We start from the raw sequence: 15,194 nt of genomic DNA on the forward strand, positions 1-15,194 counted from the left end.
TCGCTGGGCTAAGGGGGTAAACCAGGTCAGCTGCCGATTTGAAGGACCTGGCCTTACATGCAGGTAAAACTGATCAGCTACAGTGTTTAAGCACCTTTGCCCAGTGCAATATTTCGCTTGCTATGGGTATAAACCAATTCAGCTGCCTATTTATATCACCATTTTATATTCTTACTAATATACGCGATCAGCTGATTCGCCATCGCCTCCTGCTCCTTTGCATTCGGATGCCCCGGCGTATCCTTATACGGGAAGAAACAAGTCCTGATCTTTGCATCATGCAATCCCGCCACTGCTTCCTTGATATATCCCGGCCATGCAGACCCTTTGCGCGTTGCATCCATATTTCCCAGCGCACAAATAATCTCTGCCTTCGGATGCTTTGCCCTGATCTTCTTCACCAGTTCACTGTAAGCCGCGACAATCGCTTTTGCATCCGGCGCCTTTTCTCCAAACTTCGCCTTGAACTGCTCATGCTCCGGTCTCATTACCAGCCAACTATCATTCTGAAACAAATTGATCACCACCAGGTCAGGCGTATATGTGCTGAAATCCCATTTGCTTGCCGCATCCGTTGCATCCACCCGGTCGTACATCTCAGGCATGATGAGGGGGAACCAACTTATCAGGACTCCTATACCACTCTTTGCCACCAGGTGATACTCCGCATTAAAATGCCGGGCTGTGAGCGATGCATAACTGATATAGGAATTCTCATAAGGAGCGCTGCCCCTATCCTTCCCGCTGCTATCTTCTACCGCATAGCCACAGGTAATGGAATTACCATAGAATTCAATCTTTCTCTTTTTCGTAACAGGTGCAGGCAGCAGGGAGCCGTCTACTTCGAAATTATACAACCAGGTTTTGCCCATAGCCCATTCCGTACGCTTAAACAATTCCAGTTTGTGATGCCCGTTTTTAAGTCCGCTTACCAGCGTATAGGTATGTACGGTACTATCCGGCTGAATTTTACTGATCACCTTTCCATCTATCACTACATTATAGAAATTTTCTCCCCGCTCATCTTTCAGCTTCACTTTTACCCCTGTTCCCTTAAAATTTATGCTCACCGTTGTCGCTGACCAGGATAGCTGTGCACTATTATCTGTCTGGACTACACGCCCCATATAATGGATGTGTGGGTCATTACTTTTAATGATTAAATTTTGTGCCTGCGTATGCAAATGAATCATTATCACGCATGTAAGCAACAGGCAAAGGCGTTTTTTCATATCAAATGGATTTGTCGATGATGGAAATTAAGCGAGAATCTTTAATTATTAAAAATAATTATTTATTTTGCCGCGGTTATATATATAAAATTGTTGTTAGCTCATGAGATTTGTTAAGCAAACCGTGCTTTACTTCAAGGAGGGGACATCTGACAAAACTTACGAAATAGACCTATGTGAAACTGGCCCCGGACAATACATTGTGAACTTCCGCTATGGCAAGCGGGGAGCTGCACTTAAAGAAGGTAGTAAAACAGCCACCCCCGTTACACTGGTGGAGGCTACCGCTATTTTCGATGCATTGGAAAAGGAAAAACGTAGCAAGGGATATACCGGCGAAGGCGATGGTGTAGCCACCGTAGCTTATACCCCTATCTCGGTAGAGGATGTCGCTGACCCCGCCCACAAAGCAATCCTGAAAAGGCTGGATGATGCCATGACCGGCAAACAATCCTTTAAGACAAAATGGTCGACATCCCGCGTGATCTGGGCTGCCGGCGAATTGAAAATTCGTGCGGCCGCTCCTGTTATCCTGCGCCTGATTGAGAAAGGCAATGCCATGCAGCGTTATGCTTGTATCTGGGCATTGGGCCGATGTGGTGACCCCGCTGCCGTTTCATTAGTCAGCTCCTATATAGATAATAGCACTTACCCGCAATACCTGCGGCAAATGGCTGCAAACGCTGTGTTGCAACTCCTGTCGGGCGAGGAACGTACTGCTTTCATTACCCGTTCGCTACACGCCCTGCCACCAGAGTTCCAGGCAGCCATCACTGCGCAGGATATGCAGGCGCTCACACAACTGCTGGATCAGCGGGTGATGAAACTCACCGAGCCTACTTACCAGTTGCTGGAAGACCTGTATATCGTTGCAGCTGATAATATGCCTGTCAGACAACTGCTGCATAGTTTATTCGCTGCCTTACCTTTACGCCCATCGTATTTCCGGCATATCCGTCACCTTTATAAGCAGGCGGAAATGCGTGATGATCATGGGTTGACGGCGCTCTTCTCCGGGCGTTTTGAAAGGGAAACGCATATGTTCAGCACCAATGGTAAACCACCTGCTGAACTGAAGAAGCCATTGAGCAGACTAGCTTATTCCAATCGCACACGTCGCCATTTAAGGGCCAGGACACTGCGCCGCCTGCAGGCATATGGTATGCGTGGAGAAATGGAATATGTAAAACTCGCCACTGCACTCCTGTTACAATATGATGGGTCTTTGTCAATGTACAAAAGAGCGGCTTTCAGCCGGACTGTATACGGATATGATACCACCACAAGGCGCTATACTTCCCGTGAGATCCGCTATCCTGCTAATTCAGAGGCGGTTTTCCTGAACTATATATTAAGAGGCAATAACCCTGATTTAGTATTAAAAACCCAGGGAAGCCGCTGGGAATATATAGATCCCGAAGCCAACCAGGATGAAGCAAAGCCAAAGCAGGAGGAGCCGCCTAAGAAAGAAGGTTTCCTGAATCAACTGGGCAATCTTTTCAAAGCACCTAAGAAGGAAGAATCCGGGCAGCCAAAAGAATCCACTGAAAAAGTGGTAGTGGATGAGCCACACAGCGATATTCCTTTCAGGGCGCTCTGGCACCAGTTACCACAGGCATTCATCCAGCTGCTCATCAGTGGCCGCATGGAAGACGTACATGCCTTTGCGTATGCAGAACTGCAGGCGAGTCCGCAGTTTGAAGCCATCAAAGAAAAAATCGATGCCAATGTGATTAGTGGCCTGCTCATTAATCCTTATTCCATTCCGCAGCAATTCGGGCTGGCACTGGCAAAAGAAAAATATAATCCTGCCTCCCCTTCTCTTCAGCTCTTTGTAGCGCTGATGAATAGTCCGCTGAAAGAAGCCAGGGAACTGGGTATTGAATGGATCAGGCAACACCTGGAATTCTGTTTCCAGCATACCGAATTCGTATCAGCACTCATCCTGGCTGTCTATGACGATGTAAGACAGATTGCCGTAGATCGTCTCAGCACTACACCGCTGCCGCTCGATAAGTGTCGCGTGATAATAGGCAGCGTGGTGGGCGTATTGCTGACACCCCGGGGATCTGATGCTGCCGTATATAAAATACTGACTGCTGGTTGCCGCATATTGGAACAGTACATGGTGACTGCCCTGGAAGAAGTAGATTTCAAGATCGTAGAAGATTTACTGAAATCCGGTATTCCACCGGCAGAAGCATTTGGTGTGCGATTGTTATTATTGAAGAAACAACCGCTGCAGCAGATCTCTGACGAAATCATTGCAGGCATCCTTGAAAATGCTTATCAGCCGGTAAGAGAAGGTGGTATTGCGATCCTGGCCAGTTTGACGAATGAAGAACTGCTGGCGCGTCCTGCCTTGTTATTCCAAACCTGTATTGCTTCGTATACAGATGTACGTCAGGGTGTTCGCCCTGTACTGGCAAGGCTCCAGAAGGAATACAAAGACCTTGCGATATGGCTGGTGAATGAACTGGTGCCTTTGCTCATGCGAAAGGAAACAGCTGCAGGTTTGCATAGTGACCTCGCCGATATACTGAGCAATGAACTGGTAGACCACTTGCATGATATTGACAAGGCCACTGCCTTACGACTGACTTATTCCAATTACCCAGCTACCCAGGCATTTGGTGTGCTGGTGCTGGAAAAATATATTCCACCTGAAGCATTAAGCCTCAAACAGGTGATTGCTACCGGTAATCATGAATTGCTGGAAGTACGTGAATGGTGCTGGCGTTTCTTCGAACAACAGTTGCCGCGTATCCGTTACGAAAGGGATGATGCAATCGGTTTGCTGGATGCGAAATGGGATGATACCCGCACTTTTGCTATACAGTTTTTCCGGACTCACTTCAGGGATGAAGACTGGTCGCCGGAAACACTCGTTGCCATAGCTGACAGCGTAAACCCAATCGTACAGGCATTTGGCAGGGAATTGCTGACACGTTTCTTTAAAGAAGCAGATGGTCTCAGTTACCTGTTAAAACTTAGTCAGCATCCGGGTGTAGCGATGCAAACTTTTGCGACCAATTACCTGGCGCAGTATGCAGCGGGTCAGCTGGATCGCCTGCAGGAACTGGAGTTTTATTTCCGTTCAGTACTGAGCAGGGTCAATAAAGCGAGGGTAGCGAAAGAACGCATCTTTGCATTCCTGGAACAGGAATCCCTGAAATCAACAGCAGCAGCGCAATACATAGCAGGTATCATCGCACATATCTCTGCAACGGTGGCTATTGGCGACAAAGCCCGTTGTATCCAGATCATGCGTAAGATACACCTGCAATACCCGGATATTACGCTGCCGGTTCAATTCATCGCTATTCCTGAGCATTCATCTTAAACCCTGATCACATGTTATTCAATTATAGATATAGCGGCAGTACGCAGGTATATAGCAATGCTACATCAGCAGGAATTTCATTTGCACCTGATACAAGACGTGAGCCTACTTTCTTTAATGGAAAGTTGCATAAAAAGCTGGCGTTCAGGGAAGCAATTTCTGCGTTGCATGATGTAGTGGTGTCAGATCTGCGATTCAAGCCAAAAGATAAAACCGAGTATAAGGAATGGGCCGCGCAGCAGGAAGCTGTATGGCTGGCGCAATATATGGGTCAGTATGATGCCAAAGCCAGTCAGGCGAAGATTAAACAGCTCCGTGAAGAACTGAATACTGTCAACATAGAGCGTGACAAGGTGATGGCGCCTTATTACACGGCACGTCGTAAATACTTCGATTACCTGTACCAAAAAGACAAAGATGCCTGGTTTGTGCTGGACCCCGTGATCAGCGTGCATCCTGATGAGATCTTTTTCGAGTGCTTTAGCCAGGATGAATCTGCTTACGGCAAACTAAGTGCGAGTTACAATGTATTTAAAGAGGTCAACGAATTTGAATGTGGTACTACCAACATTGATTATTCAGCGAACCTGTATAACGAGTTCCAGAAGATCCGTGACTATAAGGAAACGACCTTCACGGTAGATCCTTCCGGTTTCGCCGTGCAAACGACAAAGGAGGAGCTCTTCAAAGAAGTAAAGATCGATTTGCCGGATAGTTGGGTCAGGGGATTCCTGCAGGTGAGTTCAGCAATGACCTTACCCGCTGCCAGCTTTGATCTGCACCCGATGGATGTATATAATTTCTGTGCACAGCTGCGCCGCTTCAAGGAAAAGAAAGGACCGCGTTCTATTCGTTTTATATTGGAACCCGGGCAACCTGTGAAAGCGATCTTTGATCCCTGGGGTACGGAGATCGTGTGTGCGAGATCGGTATATACCGGTGCACAGCGCAGGGAGATCCGGATCTGGGGCCGCCGCCGTTTGTTAATATTGGAAAGACTGATCCCGGTAGCAAAGAAATTTACCGTTCACCTGACGGGGAATGGCCTGCCTTCCTTCTACATTGCGGATCTGGGCGATATGCAGTTCACACTGGGATTGAGTGGCTGGACGGCGAATGACTGGTCTCGTGCCGGGCAGTTTGACCTGATGGCGCCGAGAGGAACCGTGGACGATGCTACCAAGTTAATGATCTATGGCGATCTGCAACAGCACTGGTTTGGTACACCGGAGCAGATAGCTGCACGTACCGGTACTACGAAAGCTGCAGTAATGGCGGCATTGGGGATCTATACACAGGCGGGGATAGCGATTTATGATCTGCATTCAGGTTTTTATCGTTTACGTGAACTGAGCCGCGATCCATTACCACTGGACCAGTTACGCTTTTCAAATCCTGCGGAAGCCGCCGCTACCAGGCTTGTAGGCAGTGTGAAGTTCACTGCACAGGAAGTGCCGGGAGTAGGTGTACAACTGGAAGGTACGATCGGATCAAGAAATCGTTCATACAAACCCGTTATAGTAATTGATGCAGATGAAAGGATGGCTTCAGCACATTGTGACTGTAATCATTACCAGATGAATAAGTTACATAAAGGTCCGTGCGAACATATGCTGGCACTGCGTATGGCGTATGAACAGGAAAAACAAAAAGTATAAAAAAAAATAGCAGGGAATAGCAGAATATTGAAGAAAAGAATTATCTTTGATCCCGTAATGATAGAGAGTTATTCATCTCCAAAAATGAAATCTCTTTCAATAAAAAGTTCTTTATAAAGAGGAAATGATTGCACTTGCGCCCGTAAGGGACGAATGATGTTTCGTCATTCAGGTAACATGACTATACATGCTTCACTAAATGCAATCTTTACTTTGGGAGGGGCGTACTATAGTGCATTTTACAGTACTCGCCCCTGGGGCCATAAAATGCACTATAGTACGCCCCTCCCTGGAGTTGATTGATTTAGTCAAAGGCTTGCACGAAGGCCATTTCCTCTTTATAATTTACGATTGCCGATCAGTAGTTTTTACATCTACATGGATGGCTTTTTTACATCTTCACTTCCCTTTTCTCAAATTTCTGCTACTCCCCTGCTTCCATTCATTCATCATTTTATCTGAACTGGAATATGTCAGCAGGTTTGACCCGTCAACAATTATACGATCAGATTCGGGCTTCCTCTAAGGAAGAAGTAATTCTCGAAGGAATGCAACGCCTCGGCTTCTGGGCAAAGAGCGAAATCATGCCCAGTCTTCCGGAAATGATCATTCAAAAGGAAGGTGAACTCCGCAGAGAATTAAACCAACTCCTCAACGAACAGGGCCGATACAGAAATAAACAGCAGGTCCTTAACGACATGCGAAAAGAACGCATGGCTGCCGCCAAGGCAAAACGTGCGGAAACAAAAAAACGGAATGAAGAGAAACGCCTGCAAAGAGCGGCTGCATGGGCTGAAGAGAAAAAGAAAACCATCCTCTACCTCGGCGAAGACGTTTCTGCAGGCTTAAATAAAACGACCTCTAATACCGAACAACTACAGAAATTCGGTTTACCTGTATTGAATGATGCCGTTCAACTGGCAGCAGCAATGGGGCTGAGCCTCGGCAAACTCCGCTTCCTGGCATTTGACAGGAAAGTAGGTACCGTATCCCATTACAAACGCTTTTACCTGCCTAAAAAGTCAGGCGGCCGCAGGCTGATCTCTGCGCCCATGCCACAACTCAAAGCGGCACAGTACTGGGTACTGGAGCATATCTTGTACAAGGTGCCAAACAGTGAAGCCGCTCATGGTTTCGTTCCCGGCAAATCTATCGTTACTAATGCGCGTAATCACGTCGGCCAGGACGTGGTGATCAATATCGACCTCAAAGATTTTTTCCCGACTATTGAATATAAACGTGTCAAAGGGCTTTTTGTCAAGCTGGGTTACAGTGAACAGGTTGCCACCATCCTTGGCCTGCTCTGTACCGAACCCGAAGTAGACCAGGTAGCCCTGGATGGCAAGGAATACTTTGTCGCAAATACCCCCCGGCACCTGCCGCAGGGTGCACCTGGGAGTCCGGCCATCACGAACCTGATTTGTTACGGCCTGGATAAACGATTTGAAGGCCTGGCGAAGAAATTCGGTTATACCTACTCCCGGTACGCAGATGATATGACCTTCTCCACAAAAGGCGAAGCCGCCGACAAGATCGGGCAATTACTCTGGTCCGTGAAACAGGTGGTGAAGGAAGAAGGTTTCCACATGCACCCAGATAAACTGAAGGTGATGCGGAAAGGTGATAAAAGAGAGGTGACCGGGATCGTGGTGAATGAGAAACTGAGCCTGGACAGGGAAACCCTCCGCAAATTCAGGGCCTTGCTGCACCAGATTGAAAAAACCGGCCTGGCAAACAAGCAATGGGGTAATGGAAACATTATCAGTAGCATAGAGGGCTTTGCGAACTATGTGGCAATGGTAAAACCAGAAGCCGGCAGGCAGCTGAAGGATAAGATTAAGTTATTGATGAACAGGGATGATCTTAAGGCCCAGGCAAGGGCGATGATGACTGGTGCGCCCGTTCCTGCTGCTAAGGAGGATAATTCCCCTAAAAAGGAAGATGGAAATTGGTGGAATGTGGTATAAACCCTGAAGAATGATACTTTTAAGCGCTTTTGCACAGGCAAAAGCGCTTTTTTCAACGCAATATTTTGTTAACTGTTTAAACAATTATTTTTTTCTGTTAACCCGTCATTAACTATTTCCTGATGCTTTTGAACTATTTTGCGTCATCAACTGTTAATTTTTTAGCTGATCACACAAGCTAACTGTCCTCTATTTTGTTATCAAGTTATCAATCAACAAGTTCTATATTAACGCAGCATTCTGTATGAGTTTTATCTGTATGTGCCCCCTAAGACCTGGTACCGCTAAACACAAAGGGAAGTTTTGGCGCATATGCAAACCGCATGCGAAATGTGCCCGTTATCACTAAACAAATCTCTATGAAAGAACATGACAAAGGGGGTCCTTTTATTACTTAAGCATTACACGCAATTGTAGCTAACCACCCCAAATTTAATCAGCTCAGCTCATTGCCTGCTCCTTAACTCTGATACCATCACATTTGACTGGATTTTCTGTACAAGCCGGGAACTTGTCGTTAAGTCTGCGTAAATGTTATGTTCCGTTAATTTAAAATATCGGTACATGAACCTACTACAACGAATCGTTACTACTGGCTGCAGTAACGTGAAGGGAACTTCATTGCAGGAGGTTGAAGACACACAGCGAACTATACGAATTGTCAACGCCTTGTGTCTGATCTGTGCTGTAATATGTGTATCCTTCAGCGTATGCTGCCACTACCTTCTTGGAAACCAAATCTTTGTATGGCCGGCTATCACAGCAGCCCTTGCCTTTTTTTCTATCATTTGTCTGAACGGGCTTGGAAAACACACTCTCGCCAGCACACTACTGATTGTAGTGAACAATGTGACCATTCAATATTACAGCGCCGTTATGGGCCGGGTCACTGAAATTCATCTCTTGTTTATTTTCCTGATCGGTTTATCATTACTACTTTTTCAAAAACCTTCCCAGAGAAGGATGATGATTGGCATTACTATTGGCTGTTTTATGGCCGGTGAGGTCAATATGTACTTTGGATTCTTTCCGCCCCTGCTGAATTTCGTAAACACTGTTACGACTGAGTTCGTGATCCGCTGGGTCACTATTCCCGGGATCCTGGTCCTGGATCTGCTGGTGTTTTCCTTTTATGTTAAGCATGTAGACCGCCTGCGGAACCGGGAAATGTTGCATGTGCAGGAAATGCTGGAAGGGGTGCGCTTGCACAATGCAGACCTGGAAGCGCTCACGGCAAAACTGGCCAGGGCCACAGATGCGAAGACGGTTTTTGTACGGGAAACCAGTCATGAGATCCGTACGCCGCTGAATGCCATCTTCGGTATCAGTCAGCTACTGCAGCTCAAGGTGGCGCAGGACAGGAACCTCGCTCCCATCCGGCTGCTGGCCGATCATTTGTATGCCGCCAGTTTTAACACCCGGGAAATCATTAACAATGTACTGGAGTTTTCTCGGATCGAAGCCGGTAAGGCGGATATGGCCGAGAGTTCATCACTGGACGTCCGGGAATGGCTGGAAAATGTGGTCAATATTCACCAGTATATAGCAGGGATTAAAATGGTGCGGATCCGCTATAATATAGCCGAGGAGATGCCGGAATTCCTGATGGCAGATAAGCTGCTGCTGACCAAGATGCTTAACAACCTCTTGTCGAACGCGATCAAATTCACCGCAAGCGAAAGCAATGTTTTTATTCACATATTTGTGAAGGGAGACAGGTGGTTTATTACCGTGGCCGATGAGGGAGATGGGATTAGTGAGGACCGGCAGTCGACTATTTTCGAGGCATTTGTATCTGAGCGGAATATCTTCCAGGAAGGCACCGGTTTGGGCCTGCACATTACCCGGCACCTGGCGGAGGCCATGGGCGGAAGTATAGAAATAAAAAGTAAGAAAGGTGTGGGCACCACGTTTATGGTGAATTTGCCACTGGAAGGAGTTTCCCGGCAACCTGGCAAGGTAGCAGCGGAAGTGCCGGGAAGAATGCTGCATCTCAATGCTGCCGCCATCCTGATCATAGAAGATGATAAAATGAGCCAGATGATCCTGACCCGGTTTTTGTCAAGTTTGGGTAGCAGGGTCACGGTGGCAGGTAATGGTGTGGAAGGAATGTTGTTAGGCCGGGCTTCCAAGCCGGATATTATCATCCTGGATGCGCATATTCCGGGAATGAGTGGGATGGATACATTGACGCAGATCCGGGAGGACGATGTGTTGAAGAATGTGCCGGTGATTATTGCGAGCGGAGATGCGTTTAATGGTGCCAGTGAGGAGATGATCAATGCGGGCGCGAATGATTATTTAGTGAAGCCGATTGAGTTTAAGGCCCTGCATGCGACGCTGACGAAGTATATTGAATAGAAGGATGTTCGGGAGAGTGGTTATTAGAAGTGATGGGCCTTGTAACCTGTGTAATTATTTGTGGATTAATAGAGGGTGCATATAATGAAAGAACCTGTATCATGAATTTGATACAGGTTCCTTTCTATTTAAGAATGATGTTAAAACTGCACCCAGGCAATATTCGCCATCCTGTTCTCCCCTTTTCTCGTAATCAGTAGCGTCACATACTGGCTCTTTTCCTCTTTATAATCACTGGCGCCCAGCATGCAATAAAATCCTTTGTATGTCTCCGGTGTGCCAAACAGGAACAACCGCTCCCCTGCTGCATTATAACAAACAGCATTTGCCTCTGCCAGGTAGCGCAACGGTTTCTTATCCGTATACACGCCACCAGGATCCAGGTAAGCAAGGTAGTCATTGAACAACACAAAATTACCATGCTTTGTATGCAGGTACTCATAAGACAGGTATGGCGTGGTATTCAGTGCCTGTATCCTGTTACGGAACATCCATTGTCCTTTACTACGGCGGTACAGGAACATAGGATCATACAATCCGTTTGCAATCTGCATCTTGATTTGCGCGATCCCTGCTACTGCAAGCCCACTACTATCTAAACTAACAATACCGATATCATTCATATTGGTATGCAGGTTGTTCCAGGCATTGGTGCCACTGGAATTAAAGAGGGCAATATTTTCAAATAAGATAGTCGCTTTACCATCATCTGTAGTGATCATACGCTGGGGAACACCGGTATAAGCGCCCGCATATTTCAGCTTCTCCTGCGCGTAGCTGCTCACCTTATCCAGGGCTACCGGCTGATGACGATATTCTTCTAAAGTACCGGCATCCAGGTAACTCAGCTGCATGTCTATACCAGATGTTTTAGTACCTTTCCCGGTAGCATTTGTGAAGAGCAATACAAGTTTTTGTGAAGCGGGCATGTATTGAATATTCGCATGCATATCCTGCATATTAGCGGTATATGGCAGCAACTGGTACCTCACCTGCGTATCATGGATCTTTGATACGGCTATCATTGCACTGGTATCCTTCACGTTCCTGCGTATACGTAGTGCAGCGGTGGCCAGGTATACCTGGTCTTTGTCTACAGCCATGTCCAGGTAAGCATGATAAGGGTAATCAGCTGAAGGCAGGTAGGAAGTACTACGGCCAATCTGCTGGTGATCAGGTGAATATTGGAACACCTGCACTCTTTCGCCCGGCGTTTCTTTCTTATCCAATTCACCACCTGCAAACGATGCTACCGCATAATATCCGCTACGAGGGTCTTTTGCAACATAGAAATCGTGGGAGGCAAAATTGTCCTGCACGACCACATCCCTGTGTTGGATGCCTGGCAATTCTCCAAGCTGGTCTTCTTTTACCAATGCACCTGTTTTCCCATCCAGGATCAACCGATACAGGCGTGGTTTCATTTTTACCAGTTGCTGGAGGAAGAGTACGACTTGTCCGTTGATCTCATAGATACCATCTATCTCGGAATCGTTCAGTGCATTTGCATCGAACAATTTACAAGGGAGGGTATTTGTCGCCGCCACCTGGTGCTGCGGATCGTACATGTTGACAATGATGCCTGCTTTCTTATCAAAATGAAGATAAGCAGTGTAGCTGTTATCGAGCAGTAAGATCTTATCAAAACCGTCACCCGGCTCAGGGAAAGTATTACTCAATTGTACCTGTGGTACCTGCGCGGAAAGTTGTGATGCAAATAACAGGGCAAGAAGGCTGGTGCCTTGCCAGAAGTATCTCATAGGGTATAAAAAGGTTATGAATGTAAATGTATAATTAATTTTCAAATATTTAATCTGAACAGACTGATTGTTTGCCCTTTATCCTTTTTTGCTTTTCCTTTCGGCCCTTTTACTATATTTATGCATAATTATTAACAATTGAATGATCTAATGAGAAGCAACAAGTTCTTACTTTTTTGTATGTTAGGAGCATGTATCTCTGGTGCAGCACTGGCCCAGAGCGAAGCCCCCAAATATGATCCGCATGCAGCTTTCAGTCCTCTATTCTATCCTACTAACGGCAATGAGTATCGCAGCGCTTCCGGTGCTCCAGGCCACAAATACTGGCAAAACAAGGCAGATTATGCCATCAGTGCCACCCTGGATACAGGTGCGCACCGGTTAACAGGTTCCGTGGCGATTACATATACCAACAACAGTCCTGATCAGCTGCCTTTCCTCTGGCTGCAGCTGGATCAGAATATTTTCAGGGAAGATAGCCGTGGTTCTGCAACTGCTGTGGTAAGCGGGGGGCGTTTTGCCAACAAGTCTTACACGAAGGGAAATGAAATCAAATCTGTGAGTATTGTTGCAAGTGGCAAATCTACACCTGTAAAATTCCTGGTGACTGATACCCGCATGCAGCTCTTCCTGCCACAGCCACAGGCTGCTAACGGGGCTGCTATAAAGATCAAAATTGAGTATGCTTTCGATATTCCGCAATATGGTACTGACCGTATGGGCCGCTTAACGACCCAGAACGGATGGTTATATGAAGTAGCCCAGTGGTACCCGCGCATGGAAGTATATGACGACATCCTGGGCTGGAACAGTATTCCTTACCAGGGTGCAGCTGAGTTCTATCTTGAATATGGCAATTTCGACTATAAGATCACGGTTCCTGCCGGCCTGGTGGTAGTAGGTAGCGGGGAACTCGTAAACCCTGCGGAAGTATTGACTGCCAGAGAACAATCCCGCCTCGCTGCCGCTTATAAAAGCGAGAAAACGGTGATGATCAGGGATAGCAGCGACGTGGTTAAGGCCGCTGATAAACGCAAAGGTAACCTGACCTGGCATTTTGTATGTAAAAATGCAAGAGATGTATCCTGGGCGGCGAGTAAGGCGTTTGTATGGGATGCCGCACGGATAAACCTGCCTGGTGGCAAAAAAGCCTTGGCACAATCCGTATATCCTACCGAAGCGATCAGGCGCCCGAATGGCTGGATCAGGTCTACTGAATTTGTAAAAGGCTGTATTGAATATTATTCCAAACAATGGTTTCCATACACCTACCCTGTTGCGACAAACGTAGCCGGCAGCATTAGCGGGATGGAATACCCGGGTATCGTATTTTGCTCCTGGAGAAGCAGCGGTTCCGGTCTCTGGGGAGTAACTGATCACGAATTTGGTCATAACTGGTTCCCGATGATCGTGGGTAGCAATGAGCGTAAATACGCCTGGATGGATGAAGGCTTCAATACCTTTATCAACCAGGGTTCTACCGAGGCATTCAACAAGGGCGAATACTTTACGCCACAGACATTGCAGAACATGGGTCGTGGCATGGTAGGCCCTGACCCGATCATGACAATTCCTGATGTGGTGCAGAACAGCTACCTGGGAACAGCGGCCTATTTCAAGCCATCTGCGGGCCTGAACATTCTGCGTGATTATATCTTAGGCAAGGAGCGTTTTGAATTTGCATTCCGTACTTATATCAATCGCTGGGCGTTTAAGCATCCTACACCATGGGATTTCTTCCGTACCATGGAAAATGCTGCGGGCGAAGACCTGGCCTGGTTCTGGCGTGGCTGGTTCCTGGAAAACTGGGCACTGGACCAGGCGGTGAAAGATGTGAAATATGTAAGCGGTGATCCTTCCAAAGGCGCGCTGATCTCTATCGAAAACCGCGATCAGCTGGTACTGCCTGCAGTCGTAGCTTATACAGAGAGTAATGGTAAATCTGATACCGTACGCCTCCCTGCCGAGATCTGGCAACGTGGTGCTACCTGGACATTTAGAGTCAACACAAGTTCCAAGCTGACAAGTGTGGTGATCGATCCTGCGAAAGGATTGCCGGATGTAGATCCATCCAACAATACCTGGAAAGGTGAGGTACGTAAGGTAGCTGCGGGTGTAACTGCGACGGATGTCATCAACCGTTACTTTACGGCTATAGGTGGTATCGATAAACTGAATGGCATTAAAGACCAGTCTATGGCGGCTATCGGCAGCGTACAAGGCACTGAAATCTCTATGGTGAAGAAGTTTAAGTCTCCTGACAAGTACTATATGGACATCTACATTGCTGCCATGGGGGCACATGCGAGCCGCCTGATTATCAATGGCGATAGTGTGGTAGCTGAACAAATGGGTAACAAAATGCCCGTGGATGCCAGCATGAGAAATGAACTGAAATCCAGCCTGGAACTCTTCCCTGAAAAGCAATACCTGAGCGACGGTGCGAAAGTGGTATTGTCTCCGGATTTTGAACAGGTCAATGGCCGGGATGCTTATAAGCTGAGCGTGACTGAACCGGATGGTGAACTGATTGAACTGTATTTTGATGCGGCTACTTATTACAAAGTGAAGTCTATCAACAAGCAGGGCGAGCAGGTAACCGGTATGCTGGAGTTCAGTGATTACAAAGATGTGAGTGGTATTAAATTCCCATTCACCCTGGTCAACACCATCGGTGGTAATCAACAGATTAACTTCAAGGTAAGTGAGGTGAAAATCAACAGTGGGTTAACGGATGGGGAATTTAAATAATTTAACAATTAAGTTCCGGTAAAAATATTATTTTACATCAATCGCTTCTGCCGCTGGTAGAAGCGATTTTTGTATGTAGCATTTATATTTAGTTCGTTATATTGCAACAAATTGATCAGGAT

At 46.8% G+C, this 15,194-nt stretch carries 7 protein-coding genes; 5 read left to right on the forward strand and 2 right to left on the reverse strand.

Annotation, left to right across the window (positions count from 1 at the left end):
• Positions 1-155: 155 nt before the first annotated feature.
• Positions 156-1,232 (reverse strand): SGNH/GDSL hydrolase family protein, encoded by a 1,077-nt coding sequence (locus U0033_RS03210; protein WP_072357649.1) that lies wholly within the window; start codon positions 1,230-1,232, stop codon positions 156-158.
• Positions 1,233-1,335: 103 nt separating this feature from the next.
• On the opposite strand from U0033_RS03210, the gene U0033_RS03215 reads away from it, so the two are divergent.
• The 4 genes from U0033_RS03215 to U0033_RS03230 all read left to right on the forward strand — a co-directional run bounded on the left by U0033_RS03215 (position 1,336) and on the right by U0033_RS03230 (position 10,561).
• Positions 1,336-4,575 (forward strand): WGR domain-containing protein, encoded by a 3,240-nt coding sequence (locus tag U0033_RS03215; protein WP_072357648.1) that lies wholly within the window; start codon positions 1,336-1,338, stop codon positions 4,573-4,575.
• Positions 4,576-4,586: 11 nt separating this feature from the next.
• Positions 4,587-6,233 carry a hypothetical protein gene (locus U0033_RS03220; RefSeq protein WP_072357647.1) on the forward strand — a complete coding sequence of 549 codons (1,647 nt, stop codon included), beginning with the start codon at positions 4,587-4,589 and terminating at the stop codon, positions 6,231-6,233.
• 470 nt (positions 6,234-6,703) lie between these two features.
• Complete coding sequence (locus tag U0033_RS03225; protein WP_072357646.1) at positions 6,704-8,200, forward strand: reverse transcriptase family protein; 1,497 nt, start codon at positions 6,704-6,706, stop codon at positions 8,198-8,200.
• A 564-nt stretch (positions 8,201-8,764) separates the two neighbouring features.
• Positions 8,765-10,561, forward strand: a complete 1,797-nt coding sequence (locus U0033_RS03230; protein WP_177318552.1) for an ATP-binding protein — start codon at positions 8,765-8,767, stop codon at positions 10,559-10,561.
• Between the two features lie 140 nt (positions 10,562-10,701).
• Here the strand turns inward: U0033_RS03230 and U0033_RS03235 are convergent, their stop codons facing one another.
• Positions 10,702-12,321, reverse strand: coding sequence for a hypothetical protein (locus tag U0033_RS03235; RefSeq protein WP_072357644.1), 1,620 nt, complete (start codon positions 12,319-12,321; stop codon positions 10,702-10,704).
• Positions 12,322-12,501: 180 nt separating this feature from the next.
• Here U0033_RS03235 and U0033_RS03240 point away from each other — a divergent pair, with 180 nt between their 5' ends.
• Positions 12,502-15,072, forward strand: coding sequence for a M1 family metallopeptidase (locus tag U0033_RS03240; RefSeq protein WP_072357643.1), 2,571 nt, complete (start codon positions 12,502-12,504; stop codon positions 15,070-15,072).
• The last annotated feature ends 122 nt before the right edge of the window (positions 15,073-15,194 follow it).

Origin of the sequence: Chitinophaga sancti (genome assembly GCF_034424315.1) — a bacterium.
Taxonomy (GTDB): Bacteria; Bacteroidota; Bacteroidia; order Chitinophagales; family Chitinophagaceae; genus Chitinophaga; species Chitinophaga sancti.

Excerpts from the sequence above, each read along its gene's own strand:
- U0033_RS03240 (WP_072357643.1), top strand. The coding sequence starts at position 12,502 with ATGTTAGGAGCATGTATCTCTGGTGCAGCACTGGCCCAGAGCGAAGCC.
- U0033_RS03225 (WP_072357646.1), top strand. The coding sequence starts at position 6,704 with ATGTCAGCAGGTTTGACCCGTCAACAATTATACGATCAGATTCGGGCT.
- U0033_RS03230 (WP_177318552.1), top strand. The coding sequence starts at position 8,765 with ATGAACCTACTACAACGAATCGTTACTACTGGCTGCAGTAACGTGAAG.
- U0033_RS03220 (WP_072357647.1), top strand. The coding sequence starts at position 4,587 with ATGTTATTCAATTATAGATATAGCGGCAGTACGCAGGTATATAGCAAT.
- U0033_RS03215 (WP_072357648.1), top strand. The coding sequence starts at position 1,336 with ATGAGATTTGTTAAGCAAACCGTGCTTTACTTCAAGGAGGGGACATCT.
- U0033_RS03235 (WP_072357644.1), bottom strand. The coding sequence starts at position 12,321 with ATGAGATACTTCTGGCAAGGCACCAGCCTTCTTGCCCTGTTATTTGCA.
- U0033_RS03210 (WP_072357649.1), bottom strand. The coding sequence starts at position 1,232 with ATGAAAAAACGCCTTTGCCTGTTGCTTACATGCGTGATAATGATTCAT.